Below are 20,696 nucleotides of genomic sequence, written 5' to 3' on the forward strand. Positions count from 1 at the left end.
TGCGGGCAACCTACCCGCATGTTTGTCTCAGGCTCTTTACGACTCGGGCAGGCGCAAGATCAGGGCCACGCCCTTGCGGCTGCCCAGAACAGCCGCTTTTTCCTTAACACTCAGGCGGCGCTCCGCCTCAGACAGGGTTGACGCCTCTTCCAGCTTGACCAGCCCCACAAGCTGGTCCGCGTTAATGGGGTCCCCAGCATGGCGCTCTGCTGGCAGCATGGCAAGATGCGCCTGACACAACACCGGATCAGCCCGCAGGGCGCGCAGGGCATCATCAGGCAGGGTAGGGGTCTGGTCCTGCGCTTCTGCCTGCTCCAGCTTGAGCAGAACATCTGGCTCTTCCGTTTCCTCCGGCACCAGTAAAAGGCCAGACCGCCTGAAGCCCAGACCAACACTCCGGCTGCTGGTAAAAGCCACAAGGGGGATGGAAAAAACCAGCCCGAGCAGCACCGGCGTCATCCAGAAAAACAGGGAGGGAGAGACAACCCATGCCCCAGCCCCCAGCACAAGGCCGAACAGGGTAAAGCGCGCATACTGGCGCGCCACCTCCATAAAGGGGATACCGCCATCATCACGCCGCTGCGTGTTCCAGCCTGAGTCATGCCCGCTGAGAATGGAAATAACCCCTGACGTCTGGATCAGCATAGCAATGGGGGCAATCAGCCCGCCTATCAGTGTTTCCACCAGAACGGACAGGGCCGCGCGGATGGGGCCGCCCGCGCCACGCCGCATCTGTGGGTCCAGCAAAAGAGCAATATAGGCCAGCAGTTTGGGGGCCAGCAGCACAACCATGGTGCCAATAAACACGTATTTGGCCTGCACCGGGTCCACATGTGGCCAGTGGGGGTAGAGGAGTTTTGTATCACCAAAATATTCAGGCCGCTGAAAATGCGCCTGAAGCGAGATCAGAATCCCCGTCAGCAAAAACACCAGCCACAGGGGCGAGGTCACATAAGCCCCGATCCCCACGACCATGTGCATCCGGCTGACCCAATGCAGCCCTTTGGTGGGCAGCACCTTGACGTGTTGCAGGTTGCCCTGACACCAGCGCCGGTCGCGGATGGCAACGTCTGTCAGCGATGGCGGGCTTTCCTCATACGATCCGTCCAGTGCCGGGATCATGTGAATAGCCCAGCCCCCACGGCGCATAAGTGCTGCCTCTACAAAGTCATGGCTGAGAATATGCCCGCCAAATGGTGGTTTGCCCGGCACATGGGGCAACCCGGCCTGGCTGGCAAACGCACGGGTGCGGATAATGGCATTGTGGCCCCAGTAGTTGCCCTCCGCGCCATGCCACCATGCAATGCCGTAGGCGATAATGGGCCCGTACACCCGCCCAGCAAACTGCTGCAACCGCGCAAACAGGGTTGTGCCACCCACAATAACCGGCAGGGTCTGGATCAGCCCCACGCCTGGGTTGCGCTCCATGGCATCGGCCATGCGCACCAGCGTTTGGCCGGACATGACGGAATCCGCATCCAGCGTGACCATGTGGTCATAGGCACCGCCAAAGCGACGCACCCACTCACCCACATTACCCGCCTTGCGCTCCACATTATTGTGCCTGCGGCGGTAAAAAATACGCCCATGCCCCCCGACCTGCTCACGCAGGGCCAGAAAGGCGGCCTCCTCCTTGACCCACACATCCGGGTTTGTCGTGTCGGAGAGAATGAACAGGTCAAAACTATCCAGCTGCCCGGTTTCCTCCAGACTGCTGTAAATGGCCCGCAACCCAGCAATGACGCGGTGCGGGGGTTCGTTATAGGTTGGCAGTAGCAGGGCTGTTCTGCGCGTCAGCTCAGGCAGGGGGCCAGTACGGCGGATGCCCAGACCAAGGCCGCCATGCGCCACCAAAGAGCAGAAGCCCGCAACCGAGGAGGTAAAGGCGAGCGCAATCCACATAAACAGTGCAATAAACAGCACCAGCATGATCACGCCCAGAGCAGACACGCCCGCCTCGTCCATGACCATATGCGTGCGCCATGCACCATAGGCTGTCAGGGCCAGCGCGGACCCGATGACGGAGAGACGACGGAGCACAATGCTGGAGGGCGATGTGGCTGGTGTGCGCCCGCGCCCTTCCATGTTGGCAGGTGTCCGCAGGTTCTGGACCGGCATGTCCAGCCGCGCTTCTGGCGGCATGGCCTCAAATGGCTGGGAGGGGGCGTCCTTACTCGGCTCAGGCATGCTCAGGGCGTCCACCGATACAGCCATTGTTCGGAAATGGGGCCGGAATCCGTTTCCAGCACGGCGCTCAGGTCTGCGACCTTGGAGTCTCCGGGCACAAATTCAAAGGTCGTGCGAATGCCGTTGATGGCCGGATTGGGCTCAACCACCACATTCTGGATTTTGCCCGCAGATGTCTTGGGCGTGACGTGGAAGTGGGTGTCCTTGGGCAGATGCTCAAAAGGTGTGCCCATAAAATCTATGGCAAAAAAGCGGGCATCGTTATTATCCACCACCGAGCCAACACGGGTCGCGCCAATGCGGGCCAACGGCGTGGGGAAAGGCGCATCCCACCCCCAGTACATGCGGTAGGTAAAGTGGTATTCCTGCCCCGCGCGCAGTGGCTCCTTGGGCCGCCAGAAGGACACGATATTATCGTTCACCTCATTTGGGGTGGGAATTTCCACCAGATCAACCCAGCCTGCTCCCCAGTCCCCGATCGGTTCGATCCACAGGGAGGGGCGCTTTTCGTAATGCAGGGCCAGATCTTCATAATCGTGGAACGCGCGCCTGCGCTGCATCAAGCCGAACCCGCGTGGAGACACGTCGGAAAAGGTTGAGAACTGAAGGTCCAGCGGGTTACGCAGCGGGCGATATAGCTGCTGGTCCGCCCCGGTCCACATTTGCAGGGCTTCACTGTCATGCGCAGCAGGGCGCCAGTCATCCACGTGGTTATGGTCGTTCACGTCAAAATAGAACATGCCTGTCAACGGCGCGATGCCGGACTGTTCGATTTTGGTGCGTGGGAACAGAGTTGTCTGCACGTCAAATACGGTGTTGTCGCCCGGACGGATGGTAAAGCGGAACGCACCAGTTACTGCGGGGCTGTCCAGCAGGGCATGCACAACAACGGACTGCACACCCGGCTGGGGTTTTTCCAGCCAGAACGCGCGGAAGAGGGCAAACTCCTCTCCCTTGGGGTCGCCTGTCCCATTGGCAAACCCACGGGCGGACAACCCATAGTCCTGCCCCTTGGCCACGGCACGGAAGTAGGAGGCCCCCAAAAAGACGCAGAACTCCTCCATCACACCGGGGGTGTTAATGGCCGTGCGCAGGCGGACCCCGGCAAACCCGAGGTCTTCGGAAACCCGCAGTGCCGGGTCCTCATAGGTAAACAGGTCTGGGGAGTACGGGACAGCACCGGACTGCCCGTCCTTGACCTCATAAATTTCTATCCGGGGACGATAGAGAAAACCACGGGGGAAAAATTCCACATCAAACGCAAGGCTGTCACCTGCCCACAGGGCGCGGTCAGGCCGGTAGGCAATGCCACGGTACTGGTCAAACGTCAGGTTATCCAGCGCCTTTGGCAGGGTCTGCCCCGGCGGGTGGTATTCCGCATTGGCCAGCCTGCGGGCGATCTGGATTACGGTGCTGTCATCAAACTTGCCTGTGGCGCCACTCAGCCCTTCCGCACGGGCACGGGGGACGACTCCGCCAACAAGCGATGCCAAGGTCACGCCTGCCCCGGCCCGAATGACCCCACGCCGCTTTACGTTTGATGACACTTTAATCTCCCGCTTTTGCCGAAATATTCTGGCGCGATTGTACTCACGCCATACAGTTTGTCACTCAGATAAGGTTTTTTGGAGGCATTCGCCCACAGGGGCAAGCAGGGCTTCCATCTGCTCCATGCCGGAGCGGGTCGCATGTGCCGCATCCTGCTCAATCTGGCGATAAAGCGCCAGAACGGTTTTGCCCGTCTCGGTCAGGAATGCGCCACCCCCACCACCGGGCCGGGTCATGACCAGAGGCTCCACAAACAGCTGGTTCAGATTATCCACCAGCAGCCAGGTACGCCGGTAAGACATGCCCATGGCCCGACCCGCGGCAGAAATGGACCCGGTTTCGGCCAACTGCTCCAGCAGGCGGACCTTGCCATGCCCCAATGCGGCACGTCCATCGGCATCAACCCGCAATGTCAGTCTCAGTCGCCCTGTCATGATCTCTGCTTTTCAGTCATAAGTGGCAGCGTGCAACACCACGCATAAACAGCGGAACCTTGGTATGAACACTTCGCGCGCAGATACCATCTGGCGTTTGATGACGCCAGATGATCTTGACCACGTTACAGCACTGGCCGCCACAGTGCACCCCGACTACCCCGAAGATACAGCTATTTTTGCTGAGCGCCTGCGCCTTGCACCAGATGGCTGCCTGATCCTGACAGGGGCAGGAACCCTGTGCGGCTACCTGATAAGCCACCCATGGCGGGGTCTGCTGTCCCCCCCGCTCAACACCCTGCTGGGCGCACTGCCAGCACCAGCGGAGCGGTGGTACATCCATGATCTGGCACTTGCCCCCCACGCGCGCGGGCAGGGTTACGCACAAATGGCCATTGCCAAAGCTGAAGACGCGGCCCGCGCCCATGGTCTGGGCACGCTGACCCTGACATCCACCCGCCATGCCCTGCAATTCTGGGCACGGCAGGGATTTGCCGCAGAGGAGACCAGCGTGGAGGAGCAGGCCATTCTGGCCTCATACGACCCGAAGGCCTGCCTGCTCTCCCGCCGGGTTGGCTAGTCAGTCCTCGGCGTCGTGTTCGGGGGCGACCATCATGGCTTCCGCCACAACACCTGCGTGTTCGCGCACCTTGCGCTCAATATCCGCCGCCATTTCGGGGTGGTCACGCAGGAACTGCTTGGCGTTCTCACGCCCCTGACCAATGCGCTGGCTGTCGTAGGAGAACCATGCCCCCGATTTTTCCACCACACCGGCCTTAACACCAAGGTCGATCAGCTCCCCGACCTTGCTGATGCCCTCCCCGTACATGATGTCGAACTCGACCTGACGGAAGGGCGGGGCCATCTTGTTTTTAACGACCTTGACGCGGGTCTGGTTACCCGTGACTTCGTCCTTGTCCTTGATCGAACCGATCCGGCGGATGTCCAGACGGACGGAAGAATAGAACTTGAGCGCATTCCCGCCCGTTGTGGTCTCGGGGTTGCCGAACATCACACCGATTTTAAGGCGGATCTGGTTCAAAAAGATCATCAGCGTGTTCGAGCGCGCAACTGTGCCGGTCAACTTGCGCAGGGCCTGGCTCATCAACCGGGCATGCAGGCCCACATGGCTGTCGCCCATGTCGCCCTCAAGCTCGGCACGGGGGACAAGGGCTGCCACACTATCCACCACCAGCACATCAATCGCACCTGAGCGCACCAGCGTGTCGGCAATTTCAAGCGCTTGTTCACCCGCATCGGGCTGGCTGATCAGCAGGTTGTCCACATCCACGCCCAGCTTTTTGGCGTAGCCGGGGTCCAGCGCATGCTCGGCATCAATAAACGCACAGGTGCCGCCGCGCTTTTGCGCCTCGGCAATGGCATGCAGGGCCAGTGTGGTTTTGCCCGAGCTTTCCGGCCCGTAAATTTCCACCACACGGCCACGTGGCAGGCCACCTATGCCCAGAGCAATATCCAGCCCGAGCGAGCCGGTGGAGATGACGTCTGCCTGTTCCTTGGGCCGCTGGCCCAGCCGCATGACCGACCCCTTGCCAAAAGCCCGCTCAATCTGCCCAAGCGCACCCTCAAGTGCTTTTGCCTTATCCATTCTCTACCATTCCCTCAGCATGTGGGCCGAAACACCCCGGCCAGAACCCCGCAGCTCCACGGCATAAAACCTGTTGGTTCAGGTTTAAAACCCCTGCCACAAACACTTTTGCTTCGCAACGCACAGCCACGGAAGCCCTGCTCCAGCACAAACTCCGTTAAGAGTTTGGACCCGTTTTGTTCTATTATAGAACAAAATAAAAACATAACAAGGTAGCAGCCCAGCGCCACAACACCCTGTTATGTTTTTTTAGGCCCCGGAACTAATGGGCCGTTGGCTTGTAACCGACGGCCAGCCCGGCCCCCCTTGGGTCTGTCCAGCCAAAGCACCGACCACCACCAGAGGAAATTCCGCCCGGGCAGGACACAAAGTTGGCCCGGCCATGACCATTGGTCACCTGTGGCCGCACACCCGCCAAGGCCGCACGCATGGCAATAGCTGCCGTATCTGCTGCAACATTCTGCCCCGAGGCAACTGCCGCTGCACGGAACTCGTCCTTCCCTTGATGGGCAATACCTGCCGCCAGCAGAGGTTGAGGCCTTTGCGCGGGAGACGCCCCCAGCACAATTCCGGTCGAACCGGCAATGCGCCCGGTGCCAAACAGGTTGTTCATGCTCAGTGCGCAGGCCACTGTCTGGCCCTGACGGTCCGTAACAACAAAGGATGTGGAGGCGGGCAATGCTGGCAGCGCCCCCCCGGCGGGCAGACTGCCCGAGTTCAGCAACGCTTGTGCGTCAGCCACACTGACGCTGCCGCCCCGGCTGCTCTGGCGCGCGCGCCATGCGGCCACCGCAGGCTCCCCACCGTGGCCCCCTGCCAGATAGGATGCCGCCATACCCAGCCCACCATCAGCCGGGGGCGGCAGAAAACTGATATCCACCCCATTGGCATGCACCGTAAGCGGGGGTTCGGCCACGGGTACATCGCTACGCAGGTCGGTCGTGCTCAACCCACCCCCAGCGGCCTGAGCCCCTTCCACAAAGGTCTGGGCCAGCGCACCGGTGTAGAGATCACCCACACCTGCGCTGCGCAGGCGCTCCAGCGCACCAGCCAAGCGGGTCTGCACCAGCACGTCATCTGCCGCCAGCACGTGCCCTGTATCGTTCCCAAATATGGTCCGGACCTTGTCATCCGCCAGAAGGGAGGACTGGACCGCCGCCAGATCCGCCGCCAGCAACCCGCTGACAGGCACCCCGTGCGAGGCCATGTTGCGCGCGGGCACAACAAGCTCGGCAAAGTCCACACTACCGTAGCGCATCTGCATCAGAAAAAGGCCACGGGCGAGCAACGGCACGGATGCGGGCCTGTCGGCCTTGGCATCTGGCTGGCTGCCGCCTTTGGGAATAAAGACAAAAGCCTGACCAGCGCTCTCACCCGGGCGCCATGCAATACAGGCACCACCGCCCCCCAGAGAAGCACGTGATGGCAGGGAAACCGAAAGAGCCAGCCCCAGTGCCGCCGCAGCATCCGCCGCATTGCCGCCTTTGGCCAGCACATCGCGCGCAACCAGAGCCGCGCGCGGTTCATCCGCCACGACCTCCCCCACAAACCCACCAAGCGCAGGCTGGCTGACCTTCTCCTTGGGTCCGCCGCAGGCAGCCAGTGTGCCAGTCAGGGCAAGGGTGAGCGCCACCATGCGGGAACGACCGGACAAGCCGATGCAGGACAGGACAGAACGGTGTTTGTTGAATCGGGCAGCCACGCCTAGCTCTCTCCACTTCTGGCCCGTCCGGCGGGCAGACGTTTTTCCACTTTAAATCTCATAGCTGGATTACCCTGCTTTCTTGCTCTCAGCAACAGACTTGCGTGGCAGCAGAGCAAGGGAACACTTCTGTATTCCCTTGCCCAAAAGGGTGTGCGCACCGTAGCGTCCTGTTTTACGGATAGGGATACCATGCAAAAACTGACCTCCTCATTCTACCGTCTGGCCGCCTCAGGCACTCTGGCAGCTCTGTTTGCGCTGGGCGGACAAACTGCGGCACAGGCTGCCACCGATGGCAGCTTTACCCCCGCCCAACGCGCCGAGATTGTGTCGATCGTACGCAACGCGCTCAAAACCGACCCCTCGATCCTGACCGATGCCGTGGCCGCCATGCAAAACAAGGCGTCGGAGCAGAAGGCCAGCTCTGCACTGGAGGTGGTCCGCCGTAACAAGGCGCAGTTTGGTGGCAGCACAACCGACATTGTTCTGGGCAACCCACACGGCACGTTAAGCGTGGTCGAGTTTTATGACCCACGCTGCCCCTACTGCCGCAAGGTTCTGCCTGACCTGGATGCGCTGGTCGCTGCCGAACCTGAGCTGAGACTGGTGGAAAAGGTCATTCCCGTGCTGGGGCCAAACAGCGTGCTGGATTCTCAGGCCATTGTGGCGGCCGGGTTGCAGAACGCCTACAAGCCGTTCCAGCAGGCCCTTATGGCCGACACCAGCGCCCCCGGTCTGGACCGGATACGGCATGCGGCCACACAGGCAGGGCTGGATGCGGACAGGCTGGTCAAGGACATGAAAAGCCCCGCCGTTGCGGCTGTTCTTGCACAGAATGTGGCCCTTGCCCGCTCGATTGATCTGGATGGCACACCAACGTTTATTATTGGCGAGCAGCAGATCATTCCCGGTGCGGTCTCTATGGAAGACCTGAAAGCCGCAGTTGAAAAACTAAAAACCACCCACTGACTCCCACACCCCGGCATGGTCTGAGCTGACCATGCCGGGGTGGTTCAAGCACAACCAAGAGCCTTTGCCCTGCAAGGCGGGGCACGCGCCTGATACAGATTATTTTTTTAAAACTTCATATGTCTTTTAAAATAATTCTAACCTGCGTGTGAGGATTATAAATTTTCCTCCACAATTCTTCTCCCCCTGCATGACAAGCAACCCCTTGCGATCGCTCAGGAATTCCCTCAAACGGGGCGACATAAAACTGTAACTTTACTCCCCGTGAAAACTGACACTACCTTTTAAAATCCTTTTGTTTTAACAAAAAATCGACAAATGACCCTGCCGCAAAAATTCGACCAGCTCAGCATGGGGTCCCTCGCGCAAGATGGATTCAGACTCTGCCCGACAGAATCTGGTGGCGCAGTGATGGAAATTTTCAAAAACCATCCAGACACCCATCATATTTGCATTATCAATGATAAAAATATCCCCGTCGGCGTTGTGGAACGGCAGAAGTTCCTCTCCCTTATGTCCAGCCCGTTTTCCTACGCGCTGTACCACAAACGGCCAGTCACCCTGCTGATGGATGACGCGCCACTTATGGTGGAGGCCAGAACACCCATACTGGATTTTACAAAACAGGTTCTGAACAACAAAATATCCGATATTAACAAATCTTTTATTATCACGCATAATCAGCAGTACATCGGCACGGCAACCCCGTTTGACCTGATGCGGATGTCCTATGTTCACAGCAACCGCATTTCCGATACACTGCAAACCAGAACCAGAACGCTGCATGAAACACTGAATAAAATCCAGACTGCCACACATTCGATCAACACCGAATCACGCAATCTCAAGGACGAGTCGGAAACTCTCTCGGCGCGCAACAGCACGCAAAACCAGCACCTGCTGGAGTCCGACCTCAGAATTAAATCCACCATTCAGAAAACTGAAGACCAGAACGTAAAAATGGAGCAATCCAGAAATTATGTTCAACATGCTTCCCGCAGCATTCGTGAATCGTGTGAAAAAATTAATGACACCATAGAAAAGTTCAAAAAAATATCGGAAGCATCAGATGATATTGGAAAAATTCTCAATATCATGAAAAGTATTTCATCCCAGATCAATATTCTGGGCATCAATGCGACCATAGAAGCTGCAAAAGCAGGTAGCGGCAGTGCCGGGTTTGCCGTGGTCGCGCAGGAAATCCGAAACCTGTCACGCATGACATCGGATTCCCTCTTGCGGACAAAAAATCTTATTGCCTATTCGCAGGATGCCATAAGCACCTGCTCGGACTCGATGAATGACAACTCCCAGACATTGGCGGGAATTATTCATCATGTTGAAAAAATAAGCCGTTCGTTCAAGGAGTTTGAAGAAACATCCCTTGCACAGAAAGAGGAAATCAACCAGCTCCACCAGATCATGCAAAAGCTGAATGCCTCTACCGCCAAAAATAACGAAACCGTCCACAATACCAACGCAATCTGCGATAATCTGTTCATCAATGTTTCAGAACTCGCGCAGATCACCAGCTCCATGCACACCCTGCCAGCGCATTATAACCTGCAATAAAAAACCCCTCCATATTCCTATGGAGGGGTGGGAAACACAGATGGGTTGATAAGCGCCCTTCAGGCCACTTTTTCAACCGCCTGCGCCCTGAGTTCTGGCATCACACCTTCCTCACGCAGCAACTGCGCAAGTGCGCGCACCATATCGTCCATCATCTCGTCCGTATGGAACGGGCCGGGGGTCAGGCGCAGGCGCTCGGTACCTTCAGGCACCGTCGGGTAGTTGATCGGCGTTGCATAATGGCCGAACTCCACCAGCAGGCGGCGGCAGATGCGCTTGCAACGCTCCGCCTCCCCAATGGGAATAGGCACAATATGGCTCGGCGTCATGGTAAAGGGTACACCAGCCGCACGCAGGCGCTGGCGCATGGTATGCACCCGCTCGAACAGGGACTCGCGCCGCCAGTTTTCGGCCCGCACCTTGCGCACACTGGCCAGAGCAGCCCCCACCACGGATGGCGGCAGGGCTGTGGTGAAAATAAACCCCGAAGCCGTTGAGCGCAGAAAATCCACAATTTCGGCCGAGGCGGTAATATAACCACCATGCACGCCAAACCCTTTGGCCAGCGTACCCTCAATAATATCGACCTGATCAGCAACCCCATCACGCTGGGACACACCGCCCCCTTCGTGGCCGTACAGCCCTACGGCATGCACTTCGTCCAGATAGGTCAGGGCATTATATTTTCGGGCCAGAGCACAGATCGCACCGATGTCGGACATGTCTCCATCCATGGAGTACACGCTCTCAAACGCAATCAGCTTGGGGGCGTCTGCCGGGGCAGCGGCCAGTTTTGCCTCAAGGTCGTGCAGGTCATTATGTTCAAAAATAACCGTCTGCGACCCCCGAGCCCCTTTAATGCCCGCGATCATGGAGGCATGGTTCAGGCGGTCGGAAAAACAGATCCAGCCGGGCATGGACATCAGAATTGTCTGCAGACTGGCCTGATTGGACACATAGCCCGAAATAAAGAGCAGCCCCGCCTCCTTGCCATGCAGGGCGGCAAGCTCGGCCTCAAGCTGGTTGTGCAGCGGGCTGGTGCCCGCAATGTTGCGCGTGCCACCGGCACCTGCGCCATGCTCACGTATGGCAGCAATGGCGGCATCCTGCACTTCGGGCACAACACCCATGCCCAGATAGTCGTTGGTGGACCAGACGATAACCTCACGCCCCTCGGGCATATTGGCCACGTATTCCTCATACAGGGGAAAGCGTTCTGCCTGACGCGCCAGCGGCGTAAAGGTTCTGTAACGCCCCTGCTGCTTGATCCGCCCCAGCGCTTCCTCACAATGGTCATAGAAAGGGTGCCGGGCGTTCTTGATCGCTCCCACGCTTGGTTTCTCCTCGCTTCTCGTCAGAAACGGTCGGGGCATGGGCTTACCCATCGGCCGTCTGGCCTTTTGTCTTCAGTATTTTAAGTGTTTCGGTTAGGCAACCTACCGCACATACACCCTTACGGTTGGCTTCGTCACCGCTGAATCCGGCATAGCGGACATTTCCACCTGTGTCTGGGGCACCCCGGCATCAACCAGCGCCTGCATAACAGCGTGTCCGTCGTGCTGGACCAGCGCAAGCAGGGCAGACTGTTCAGCCTCCTGCGCGGCCGGATCATCCTGTGCAACAGGGGCTTGCCCTGCCTGCGGCGGCACCAGACAGCTTACAACAAAGAGCACTTCCTGCTTTCGCGCAAGGGCTCTGTGGGCAATCTGCTCCACGGGGGCCTGCCACTCCGCCTGCGGTGTGCCTGCCACAAGCTCAATCAAGGGCGGCACGGGGGGCGGGCCGGGAGGCGGTGGAGGAATATACGGTTTGGGTTCAACCCCGGCCTGCGGGTTGAAAGTTTTCTGGTCAACCAGTTTGCACCCGGCCATGCCACCCAGCAGGCCAACGGCAAGTGCCACCCGCAAAGCACGCCCCTTGTTTGCGGCATGAAAAACAGACAGCATGGCCAGATACTTCTCCACTCGAACATCTTGCGCGCCAGACGCACATATTTTGCAGGGCCGTTGCCTCTTCTTTCGCGCTCCCACGCGTCGGGCGCAAGCCCCTAACAACAGTGTTGCCCCGCAAAAAACGTGAATGCCGCCCCAAATCTGCCTCTTGCGGTGACCATTTGCTCTCTGGTTAACTGCATGCACGCGGCCAGCCTGTTCTGGCGCGCAGCTTATGTACCGCACTCCCTCTGACAGACACAGGGCAGATGGCCAGCATACCATCCACAGACCATACGACCTTATCCTCCACCCCGCAGGACACGCTTGTCCTGCGTATGGACAAGGCCGCACGGGCGCTGCTGGCCGCAGGCACAACCGAGGCAGACACCCAGACCGAACTGCAAACCCTCTGCCTGCCCATTACCGCACTATGGTGCCGTATCCTGCGCTTTGACCCCGCCGTACCCAACTGGCCAGACCGCGACAGATGCGTTGTTCCCTCCTCTGCCATGCTGCCCCTGCTCTCAGCCATGCTGCACCTGACTGCACCGGATACGCAGGATTTGAGTGCCACAGTGGATTATGGCCAGCACCCCGCAGTGGAAATTGCCACCGGCCCAGCCGGGCAGGGCATGGCGGCGGCGGCAGGCATGGCTCTGGCAGAGCAGCAACTGGCCAAACGCTATGGCCGGTCTCTGGTCAACCACCGCACATGGGTGCTCGCGCGTGACAGTGACCTGGCAACCGGGGTTGCGCTGGAAGCCGCACAGCTTGCCAGCCGCTTCGGGCTGAGCCGCATGGCCGTGCTGGTCTGCCCCTCCCCCCTGACAGACCCGACAGATTTTTCGGACTCGCTGGCGCGCTTTGGCGCGTCGGGGTGGAGTGTGCGCAAGGTGCGCGCGCACGACCTTGGGGCGATCATGAGTGCATTGCAGGCTATTCTGCGCGCCAGAAAACCAACTTTGCTCGCCTGCATGCCCGAGTGCTGCCATACCCTGCCCGACCTGCCCGCCGAAGACGAACTGACAGGCCCGTGGAGCCCCACCGCCAGACGCGGTGCTTCCATCCGCCGCTCATGGCTGCGCAGGCTGGCCCAACACCGTGGCCGCGCGGACTTTGAGCGCGAACTGGCAGGTAAACCCCGCCAGACCATGCGCGAGGACTGGGGGCGACTATGGCGGCAGACCATGCGGGCCGCACCCAACGGGTCATCCCAGCAGGCAGCCTTTGCCGGGTTGGGGGCCTTGGCGCTCCTGCGTCAGGACCTGGCCATTCTGGCCGCAACCTCCAGCACCAGAAGCGCACGCCGGGCCAACCTGCCCATTCCCTTCAGCCATTCCGCGCAGCCTTGTGGCATACAGGAGCATGGCATGGCGGGCATGCTCAACGGCATGGCCCGCCATGGCGGCATACTGCCCTGTGGTGTTGCGGGCATGATGACCATTGACCGCATGCGCTCCGCCCTGCGCATGACAGCGCTCATGCGCAGCAAGGTACTTTACCTGCTGACAGATGACGGACTGGCCCTGAGCGATAACGGCGGGGGCTGGCAGCCCGTGGAACAGCTGGCCAGCCTGCGCGCCATGCCGCATCTGGCGGTTTTTCGCCCCGCCTGCGCGGAGGAAACCTTTGCCTGCTGGCAGGCCGCACTAAACTGGCCGCAAGGCCCGGCCCTGCTGATCCTGTGCCCCAACCCTCCACCCCCACGGGCAGGGGCCAGCAGGCGGGCAGGGCATTATGGCGGGCCATCCCACGGGGGCTACCTTGCAAGCTGTGGGGCAGGGGCGCGGCATGTCACGCTCATGGCATCCGGCCCCGAGGTTGCCATTGCCACACAGGCAGGCCAGCATCTGAGCGAGCAGGGGTTGAATGTGGCTGTTGTCTCCATCCCCTGCTGGGAGGTTTTTGCACAGCAGACCCCCGCCTACCGCGCAGCTGTGCTGGGGAGCGAGGGCCTGCGCGTGGGAATAGAGGCAGCCAGCAGCTTTGGCTGGGAACGCTGGCTTGGGGCGGATGGAATTTTCGTTGGCATGGATGATTTTGGCATATCCGCTCCCGCCAACGCGGTGTATGAACGCTTTGGCATTACAGCCGGAGCGATCTGCGAGAAAGTGCTTGCGCGTTTTCTGGCATCTGGAGCGCAAAAGGACTCGTCCCCAACCGCCCCATCTTCGTCCCGGCTGGAAGACCTGGACATGTCACTAACGATAACAAGACTATAAAAAATAACGGAGACACATCCCATGGCAGTCAAAATCGCCATCAATGGCTTTGGACGTATCGGTCGCCTTGTGCTGCGCGGCATTATTGAAAGCGGGCGCACGGACGTGGTGCCGGTTGCCATTAACGATCTGGGCAGTGTGGAAGACAACGCACACCTCCTGAGCTACGACAGCGTGCATGGCCGCCTGCCTGCGGATGTACGGGTGGAAAATGGCAAGCTGATCATTTCCGCCAATGGCCGCACATGGGACCCGATTACCGTTTCCGCCGAGCGTGACCCCTCCAAGGTTCCTTTTGCGGGTGTTGATGTGGCCATGGAATGCACCGGCCTGTTCACCACCAAGGAAAAAGCAGGTCTGCTACTGGCCGCTGGCGCACGCAAGGTCATTGTCTCCGCTCCGGCAACGGATGTGGACGCCACCATCGTGTTTGGCGTTAATGAAGATGTGCTGACATCAGACATGACCGTTATCTCCAACGCATCCTGCACCACCAACTGTCTGGCTCCCGTTGCCAAGGTGATGGAAGATGCGTTTGGCATCGAGCGCGGCTACATGGTGACCATCCACTCCTACACCGGTGACCAGCGCACGGTGGATACGCTGCACAAGGACCTGCGCCGTGCACGTGCGGCTGGCATGAACATGATCCCCACCTCCACAGGTGCGGCGCGCGCCGTGGGTCTGGTTCTGCCCCAGCTCAAAGGCAAGCTTGATGGCACGGCCATTCGCGTACCCACGGCCAATGTCTCCGTGGTCTCGCTTGATTTTGTGCCAAAAACGGCTCCGCGCAGCGTGGAAGAGGTCAACAACGCCATTCGCGCAGTTGTGGACGCAGGCACAATGAAGAACGCTCTGGCCTATAACGAAGCCCCTCTGGTCAGCTCCGACTTCAACCACGCCATTGCATCCTCCACCTTTGACGCCACACAGACGGCTCTGGTCGATGGTGGCAAGCTGGTGCGCGTGTGCTCCTGGTACGACAACGAATGGGGCTTCTCCAACCGTATGTCCGATACGGCAGCCCTGTTTGGATCGCTCTGATGGCAACCAACCTCCCCTTTGCTACGCTGGACACGCTTGACCCCAAGGGCAAGCGCATCCTGCTCCGTGTGGATCTGAACGTCCCCATGAAGGACGGTCAGGTCACTGACCAGACCCGTATCGAGCGCATTGTTCCCACCATTGCGGAACTGGCGGACAAGGGCGGGCGGGTTATTCTGCTCAGCCATTTTGACCGGCCAAAAGGGCAGGTTGTGCCTGCCATGTCGCTCAAACCCATTGCCACGGCGCTGGCCACGGCACTGGGGCGTCCGGTCAACTTTGCGCATGACTGCATCGGCCCCGATGCAGAAGCCGCAACACGCTCCCTGAACGATGGCGAAGTGCTGCTGCTCGAAAACACCCGCTTCCAGCCCGGTGAGGAAAAGAATGACGCGGAGCTTTCCGCAGCACTCGCCAGTCTGGGGGATGTGTATGTCAACGACGCATTCTCGGCCGCACACCGCGCCCATGCCTCCACGGCAGGTGTTGCCACGCATCTGCCATCCTTTGGCGGACGTCTGATGGAAGCGGAGCTTCAGGCCCTGTTCGCCGCGCTGGAAAACCCCGAGCGCCCGGTTGGGGCCATTGTGGGTGGGGCCAAAATTTCCACCAAACTCCAGTTGCTTGAAAACCTTCTGGACAAGGTGGACATGCTGGCTATTGGTGGCGCCATGGCCAACACGTTTCTGGCCGCACAGGGGCTGAATGTTGGCAAGTCGCTCAAGGAAGACGACATGCTGGACACGGCCCGCCAGATTATGGCGCAGGCCAAGGCCAAGAACTGCGACCTGATCCTGCCGGTTGATATGGTCATCTCCGAGGACTTTATAGCCGGAGCACCCACCAGCACCGTGCCTGCCAATGCCATTCCCGATGGGTGGATGGCGCTGGACGTGGGGCCGGAAACGGTCAAGCTCCTCAACAGCAAACTGGCAGGGTTGAAAACTCTGGTCTGGAACGGTCCGCTTGGCGTGTTTGAACTCCCTCCGTTTGATGAGGGTACAAACGCCGTAGCGCAGGAAGCCGGACGCCTGACCAAGGCAGGGGCACTCAAAACCGTAGCGGGTGGGGGGGACACCGTGTCGGCCCTGCGCCATGCCGGTGTGCTGCATGACATGACCTATGTCTCCACCGCTGGTGGCGCTTTTCTGGAATGGCTGGAGGGCAAGGTTCTGCCGGGCCTGACTGCCCTTAGCACCACGCTGGAAAAAACCCTGCCAATCTAAGCAGGTTTTCTACTTTAGACGACCAGACCGCCGGAGGCTCAGGCTTCCGGCGGTTTTTTATTGTCTGGCAAAAAACCGTGCTGTGGAGCGCAAAAAGTAAAACCTTCATCATACGCTAGGGGAGGCATGGGACTATGCTCTTGGTTTATTCCCTAAATCTTCCCGCAGCTTATGGATGTTGTTCATCAAGGCGTCAGATGTGTATCTACACTGTTACTTTCCTGACGAAACATCAGAAGAAAAACATTTTCACCAGACCTGAACCGCGCCTGCTACTCTCTCCTGAGCACCTGATCGGTTAGAAAAGCGGCAATCCGGCCCGCCACAAAATCCTGTTTAAGAGCCGCCTCATCATACTCGTTGCACACCCATTCCATAAACGGGATGCGCCCCTCCGCCTGTGCTTGATACCGCAGAAAGAAAGCGTCCAGAATACCCGTGCGTGACCCACGAAAATGCCCAAACCGCCAGGACAGTTCGCCAAGAGCCTGCTCAGCACTCCCACCTTCGAACATGATAACCAGCGCCGAGGCCAGTCCCGCCCGATCCGCCCCAGACTTGCAGTGCATAAGCATGGGAAACTGCAAGGAGCCATACATCTTGGCAAACCGCAGAATACGGTCTTTGTGGGGAGCGCCCCTGCTTTCAAACGCCATATCCAGATGGGTCAGCCCGATCCGGGCCGCGGCATTGCGCGAGAGGGCGTCCGAGCCGCACTGCCTGTGGCCACGCAGGTTCACCAGCGTCCGCAGGCCCAGCTTGCGCACAGCCCGCCGCAGGCGCGCAGGAGTGGGGTGGTTACAACGGTACACCTTGCCCGGAATAACGGCATGGAAATTGGTCCAGACCAGACGCAGCACCGCATGGTCCACAAACAGGCTGTCCGTCCATGCTCTGGCACGGCCGGTCTGGGTCGTAAGATGGCCGTTAAACACAAAACCCCCTTTTGTCATGCTTGGTGCATGGTTGGATTTTTATGTTCCACCTCCAACGCCATACGTCAATATTGGCCCCGGCCTGCCGCCTACTGCAAACAGCAAAAACCCTGCGGGAGAATACTCCCGCAGGGTTTGCCCAAAGACTGACAGAGTGAACCGTAAGGATCAGACCTTGCGTTCGATCTGGAGTTCCTTGATCCGGCCAATCGCCTTGGCCGGGTTCAGACCCTTGGGGCAGGTCTGGGTGCAGTTCATGATGGTGCGGCACGCATAGAGCTTGAACGTATCTTCCAGCGCATCCAGACGTTCGCCCGTATGCTCATCACGGCTGTCTGCAATCCAGCGGTGTGCGGCAAGCAGAACGGCCGGGCCAAGGTATTTGTCCCCATTCCACCAGTAGGACGGGCAGGACGTTGTGCAGCAGAAGCACAGAATGCACTCCCACATACCGTCAAGCTTGGCGCGCTCCTCAATGCTCTGGCGGCGTTCGCCATCGGGTGGCGGCGCACTGTCGGCCTGCATCCATGGCTGGATGGAGCGCAACTGTGCATAAGCCCCATCCAGATTGGACACCAGATCCTTGACAATGGGCATATGGGGCAGCGGATAAATCCGCACATCGCCCTGAATGTCCTTGATCGGCTTGAGGCACGCAAGCGTGTTCTCGCCATCAATGTTCATCGCGCAGGAGCCACATATCCCTTCGCGGCAGGAGCGCCGGAAAGTCAGCGTGGGGTCCACCTCATTCTTGATGTGGATAATGGCGTCCAGCACCATTGGCCCGATTGTATCCAGGTCAAGATCGTAGGAATCTATGACCGGGTTTTTCCCGTCATCGGGGGACCAGCGGTAAACCTTGAAGGTTTTGACATTTTTTGCCCCAGCAGGAGCGGGAAAGGTTTTGCCTTTCCCTACGGTGCTGTTACGCGGCAGTCTGAGTTCGACCATGTTCGCCTCCCTTTGCCCTGCGGATCAGTAAACGCGCTTTTTGGGTGGGAAAACCTCGACATCGTCGGTCAGGGTTTTCATATGCACCGGACGATAGGTCAGCTTGACGCCACCCTTGTCATCCAGCCAGGAAACGGAATGTTTGAGCCATTCCTTGTCATCACGTTCGGGGAAGTCATCGCGGGCATGCGCGCCACGGCTTTCATGCCGGGCCAGACCACTTTCGAGCGTAGCTGTTGCATTGGCCAGCAGGTTTTCAAACTCCAGCGCTTCCATCAGGTCACTGTTCCAGATCAGTGAGCTGTCAGAAACGGAGAGATCGCCCAGACCACTCCAGATATCGCGGATCTTGTCCACACCTTCCTGCAGGCTTTCCTGCGTGCGGAACACGGCTGCATGGGTCTGCATGTCACGCTGGAGGCGGTCCCGCATGGCGGAGACCTTGGTGCCACCCTTGGCGTAACGCAGCTTGTCCAGACGATCGAGAGCAAACTCGCCAGCCCCAGCGGGAAGTGGGCGCACAAAGTCCGTCGGTTTGACCACTTCCGCCGCACGACGGGCTGCCGCACGACCAAATACGATCAGGTCAAGCAGGGAGTTTGTGCCAAGGCGGTTTGCACCATGCACGGACACGCAGGCGGCCTCGCCCACAGCCATCAGGCCTGGCACCACCGCATCAGGGTTGTCTGCTGTGGGGCGCACGACTTCGCCGTGAATGTTGGTGGGAATACCACCCATATTGTAATGCACGGTTGGCAGAACCGGCACCGGCTCCTTGGTTACGTCCACACCGGCAAAAATACGCGATGTTTCCAAAATCCCCGGCAGGCGCTCATGCAGCAGGTCGGAGCCCAGATGCTCCAGATGCATCATGATATGATCCTTTTTGGGACCACAGCCACGGCCTTCCTTGATCTCGATTGTCATGGCGCGGGACACCACATCGCGCGAGGCAAGGTCTTTGGCGGTCGGGGCGTAGCGTTCCATAAAACGCTCACCCTCGGAGTTGGTCAGGTAACCACCCTCACCACGGCAGCCTTCGGTCAGCAGGCACCCTGCGGGGTAAATACCCGTGGGATGGAACTGGACAAACTCCATATCCTGCGTAGGCAGACCCGCACGCATGACCATGCCGTTGCCATCACCCGTGCAGGTGTGGGCAGAGGTGCAGGACTGGTAAGCACGGCCATAACCGCCTGTAGCGAGCACAACCATTTTGGCGTTAAAGCGGTGGATGGTGCCATCATCCTGGCACCAGGCCATAACGCCACGGCATGCGCCCTCGTCATCCATAATCAGGTCAATGGCGAAATATTCGACAAAGAACTCAACATTATGCTTGAGGCACTGCTGGTACAGCGTGTGCAAAATGGCATGGCCCGTACGGTCAGCCGCAGCACAGGCGCGGGGTACGGGGGCCTTGCCAAAGTCGCTCATATGCCCGCCAAAGGGGCGCTGGTAGATTTTACCCTCTTCCGTGCGGGAGAAGGGAACACCAAAATGCTCCAGTTCCTGCACGGCGGGCACGGCCTCACGCACCATGAACTCGATGGCGTCCTGGTCACCCAGCCAGTCAGACCCTTTTACGGTGTCATACATGTGCCAGCGCCAGTGATCCTCGGCCATGTTGCCAAGGGAGGCCCCAATGCCACCCTGCGCGGCCACGGTATGGCTGCGGGTGGGGAAAACCTTGGTAATGCACGCGGTGCTCAGGCCTGCGGCCCCCATGCCCAGCGTTGCACGCAGGCCCGAACCACCTGCTCCCACGACCACAACATCGTATGCGTGATCAACAATCCGGTAAGCTCCCCGAGAAGGAGAGGAATTGGCATTCATCGTGACGGCGCTCCCATGTGCGTTCGGCCTGTCAGTCGTTCAGGTTCATGCCGCCGCGTATCCGACCTGTTCCGTCGGCGGCACAAGGCTCTTTTATACTTGGGCAAAGGCCCGGCTTATTTGCCGGAACCGCTCCGCACCACCAGCTTGATCACGGCAAACACGCCAAGCAGCCCCATAAGAGAGGTGCCGATCTTGATCAAAAGACGGGTGGGCAGGTGCGCCTTGCCGTGCACGTAATCGTCCACAATGACCTGCAGGCCAACCTGCGCATGGTAGAATGTGGTAATAATCAGTGCCGCCAGCATGGTGGCGTTAACGGGCTTGCCGCCCCATTTGACCACCTCTGCATGGTCTGCCCCGCCAAGGCGGAACATCTGCACCACAAACCATGTGGAAAGTGGCAGCAGACTGGCAGCAGAAACACGCTCGGCCCACCAGTGGCCAACGCCTGAATGCCCCGCACCCAGACCGCGTGCACGCCCAAGCTGGGAGCGCATGACTTCAATATGTGGAACAGAAGCGTTCAT

17 protein-coding genes are annotated in these 20,696 nt (G+C 59.3%); 6 read left to right on the forward strand and 11 right to left on the reverse strand.

The window, feature by feature from the left end; genetic code table 11:
• Positions 1 to 36 precede the first annotated feature (36 nt).
• Genes mdoH through HK26_RS11930 form a run of 3 tightly spaced genes read right to left on the reverse strand, consistent with a single transcriptional unit; the run spans position 37 to position 4,169 of the window.
• Positions 37 to 2,214 carry a glucans biosynthesis glucosyltransferase MdoH gene (gene mdoH / locus HK26_RS11920; RefSeq protein ID WP_086639975.1) on the reverse strand — a complete coding sequence of 726 codons (2,178 nt, stop codon included), beginning with the start codon at positions 2,212 to 2,214 and terminating at the stop codon, positions 37 to 39.
• Positions 2,190 to 3,734 carry an OpgD/OpgG family glucan biosynthesis protein gene (locus HK26_RS11925; RefSeq protein ID WP_086639976.1) on the reverse strand — a complete coding sequence of 515 codons (1,545 nt, stop codon included), beginning with the start codon at positions 3,732 to 3,734 and terminating at the stop codon, positions 2,190 to 2,192. The genes mdoH and HK26_RS11925 overlap by 25 nt, the downstream gene beginning before the upstream one ends.
• 60 nt (positions 3,735 to 3,794) lie before the next feature.
• Positions 3,795 to 4,169, reverse strand: coding sequence for a winged helix-turn-helix domain-containing protein (locus HK26_RS11930; RefSeq protein WP_086639977.1), 375 nt, complete (start codon positions 4,167 to 4,169; stop codon positions 3,795 to 3,797).
• Between the two features lie 64 nt (positions 4,170 to 4,233).
• On the opposite strand from HK26_RS11930, the gene HK26_RS11935 reads away from it, so the two are divergent.
• Positions 4,234 to 4,749, forward strand: coding sequence for a GNAT family N-acetyltransferase (locus HK26_RS11935; protein ID WP_086639978.1), 516 nt, complete (start codon positions 4,234 to 4,236; stop codon positions 4,747 to 4,749).
• On the opposite strand, the gene recA is transcribed toward HK26_RS11935, so the two are convergent.
• Together recA and HK26_RS11945 are read right to left on the reverse strand one after the other, a co-directional pair.
• Positions 4,750 to 5,775 carry a recombinase RecA gene (gene recA / locus HK26_RS11940; RefSeq protein WP_086639979.1) on the reverse strand — a complete coding sequence of 342 codons (1,026 nt, stop codon included), beginning with the start codon at positions 5,773 to 5,775 and terminating at the stop codon, positions 4,750 to 4,752.
• A 262-nt stretch (positions 5,776 to 6,037) separates the two neighbouring features.
• A complete protein-coding gene (locus tag HK26_RS11945; RefSeq protein WP_086640066.1) occupies positions 6,038 to 7,411 on the reverse strand; it encodes a gamma-glutamyltransferase in 1,374 nt (457 codons plus the stop codon).
• A gap of 258 nt (positions 7,412 to 7,669) precedes the next feature.
• On the opposite strand from HK26_RS11945, the gene HK26_RS11950 reads away from it, so the two are divergent.
• On the forward strand, positions 7,670 to 8,446 hold the full coding sequence (locus HK26_RS11950) for a DsbA family protein (protein ID WP_086640067.1): 777 nt from the start codon (positions 7,670 to 7,672) through the stop codon (positions 8,444 to 8,446).
• Positions 8,447 to 8,764: 318 nt separating this feature from the next.
• Positions 8,765 to 10,018, forward strand: a complete 1,254-nt coding sequence (locus HK26_RS11955; RefSeq protein WP_086639980.1) for a methyl-accepting chemotaxis protein — start codon at positions 8,765 to 8,767, stop codon at positions 10,016 to 10,018.
• Between the two features lie 59 nt (positions 10,019 to 10,077).
• Here the strand turns inward: HK26_RS11955 and hemA are convergent, their stop codons facing one another.
• The gene (gene hemA / locus HK26_RS11960) at positions 10,078 to 11,391 is read right to left on the reverse strand and encodes a 5-aminolevulinate synthase (RefSeq protein ID WP_086640068.1); all 1,314 of its coding nucleotides are present in this window, start codon (positions 11,389 to 11,391) and stop codon (positions 10,078 to 10,080) included.
• Between the two features lie 63 nt (positions 11,392 to 11,454).
• Complete coding sequence (locus HK26_RS11965; RefSeq protein WP_086640069.1) at positions 11,455 to 11,964, reverse strand: hypothetical protein; 510 nt, start codon at positions 11,962 to 11,964, stop codon at positions 11,455 to 11,457.
• Between the two features lie 254 nt (positions 11,965 to 12,218).
• On the opposite strand from HK26_RS11965, the gene HK26_RS11970 reads away from it, so the two are divergent.
• From HK26_RS11970 to HK26_RS11980, 3 genes are read left to right on the forward strand one after another with little or no spacing between them, the layout of a single operon-like run.
• Entirely contained in the window at positions 12,219 to 14,174 is a 1,956-nt protein-coding gene (locus tag HK26_RS11970) for a transketolase-like TK C-terminal-containing protein (protein WP_086639981.1), read from the forward strand.
• Positions 14,175 to 14,195: 21 nt separating this feature from the next.
• Entirely contained in the window at positions 14,196 to 15,218 is a 1,023-nt protein-coding gene (gene gap / locus HK26_RS11975; RefSeq protein WP_086639982.1) for a type I glyceraldehyde-3-phosphate dehydrogenase, read from the forward strand.
• Positions 15,218 to 16,444, forward strand: coding sequence for a phosphoglycerate kinase (locus tag HK26_RS11980; protein ID WP_086639983.1), 1,227 nt, complete (start codon positions 15,218 to 15,220; stop codon positions 16,442 to 16,444). The genes gap and HK26_RS11980 overlap by 1 nt, the downstream gene beginning before the upstream one ends.
• A 272-nt stretch (positions 16,445 to 16,716) precedes the next feature.
• On the opposite strand, the gene HK26_RS11985 is transcribed toward HK26_RS11980, so the two are convergent.
• From HK26_RS11985 to sdhD, 4 genes are all read right to left on the reverse strand, one after another.
• Positions 16,717 to 17,379 carry a protein-tyrosine phosphatase family protein gene (locus HK26_RS11985; protein ID WP_086640070.1) on the reverse strand — a complete coding sequence of 221 codons (663 nt, stop codon included), beginning with the start codon at positions 17,377 to 17,379 and terminating at the stop codon, positions 16,717 to 16,719.
• A 168-nt stretch (positions 17,380 to 17,547) separates the two neighbouring features.
• On the reverse strand, positions 17,548 to 18,330 hold the full coding sequence (locus HK26_RS11990; protein WP_086639984.1) for a succinate dehydrogenase iron-sulfur subunit: 783 nt from the start codon (positions 18,328 to 18,330) through the stop codon (positions 17,548 to 17,550).
• Positions 18,331 to 18,354: 24 nt separating this feature from the next.
• Positions 18,355 to 20,166, reverse strand: a complete 1,812-nt coding sequence (sdhA, locus tag HK26_RS11995) for a succinate dehydrogenase flavoprotein subunit (protein ID WP_086639985.1) — start codon at positions 20,164 to 20,166, stop codon at positions 18,355 to 18,357.
• 116 nt (positions 20,167 to 20,282) lie between these two features.
• Positions 20,283 to 20,696: a succinate dehydrogenase, hydrophobic membrane anchor protein gene (gene sdhD, locus HK26_RS12000; RefSeq protein WP_025827109.1), complete on the reverse strand. Its 414-nt coding sequence runs from the start codon at positions 20,694 to 20,696 to the stop codon at positions 20,283 to 20,285.

Origin of the sequence: Acetobacter okinawensis (genome assembly GCF_002153655.1) — a bacterium.
GTDB lineage: Bacteria > Pseudomonadota > Alphaproteobacteria > Acetobacterales > Acetobacteraceae > Acetobacter > Acetobacter okinawensis_A.

What these genes read in the sequence shown, in the direction of transcription:
- mdoH (WP_086639975.1), bottom strand. Translation starts at nt 2,214, where the DNA reads ATGGCTGTATCGGTGGACGCCCTGAGCATGCCTGAGCCGAGTAAGGAC.
- HK26_RS11930 (WP_086639977.1), bottom strand. Translation starts at nt 4,169, where the DNA reads ATGACAGGGCGACTGAGACTGACATTGCGGGTTGATGCCGATGGACGT.
- HK26_RS11935 (WP_086639978.1), top strand. Translation starts at nt 4,234, where the DNA reads ATGAACACTTCGCGCGCAGATACCATCTGGCGTTTGATGACGCCAGAT.
- recA (WP_086639979.1), bottom strand. Translation starts at nt 5,775, where the DNA reads ATGGATAAGGCAAAAGCACTTGAGGGTGCGCTTGGGCAGATTGAGCGG.
- HK26_RS11945 (WP_086640066.1), bottom strand. Translation starts at nt 7,411, where the DNA reads ATGGTGGCGCTCACCCTTGCCCTGACTGGCACACTGGCTGCCTGCGGC.
- HK26_RS11950 (WP_086640067.1), top strand. Translation starts at nt 7,670, where the DNA reads ATGCAAAAACTGACCTCCTCATTCTACCGTCTGGCCGCCTCAGGCACT.
- HK26_RS11955 (WP_086639980.1), top strand. Translation starts at nt 8,765, where the DNA reads ATGACCCTGCCGCAAAAATTCGACCAGCTCAGCATGGGGTCCCTCGCG.
- hemA (WP_086640068.1), bottom strand. Translation starts at nt 11,391, where the DNA reads ATGCCCCGACCGTTTCTGACGAGAAGCGAGGAGAAACCAAGCGTGGGA.
- HK26_RS11965 (WP_086640069.1), bottom strand. Translation starts at nt 11,964, where the DNA reads ATGCTGTCTGTTTTTCATGCCGCAAACAAGGGGCGTGCTTTGCGGGTG.
- HK26_RS11970 (WP_086639981.1), top strand. Translation starts at nt 12,219, where the DNA reads ATGGCCAGCATACCATCCACAGACCATACGACCTTATCCTCCACCCCG.
- gap (WP_086639982.1), top strand. Translation starts at nt 14,196, where the DNA reads ATGGCAGTCAAAATCGCCATCAATGGCTTTGGACGTATCGGTCGCCTT.
- HK26_RS11980 (WP_086639983.1), top strand. Translation starts at nt 15,218, where the DNA reads ATGGCAACCAACCTCCCCTTTGCTACGCTGGACACGCTTGACCCCAAG.
- HK26_RS11990 (WP_086639984.1), bottom strand. Translation starts at nt 18,330, where the DNA reads ATGGTCGAACTCAGACTGCCGCGTAACAGCACCGTAGGGAAAGGCAAA.
- sdhA (WP_086639985.1), bottom strand. Translation starts at nt 20,166, where the DNA reads ATGAATGCCAATTCCTCTCCTTCTCGGGGAGCTTACCGGATTGTTGAT.
- sdhD (WP_025827109.1), bottom strand. Translation starts at nt 20,696, where the DNA reads ATGAACGCTTCTGTTCCACATATTGAAGTCATGCGCTCCCAGCTTGGG.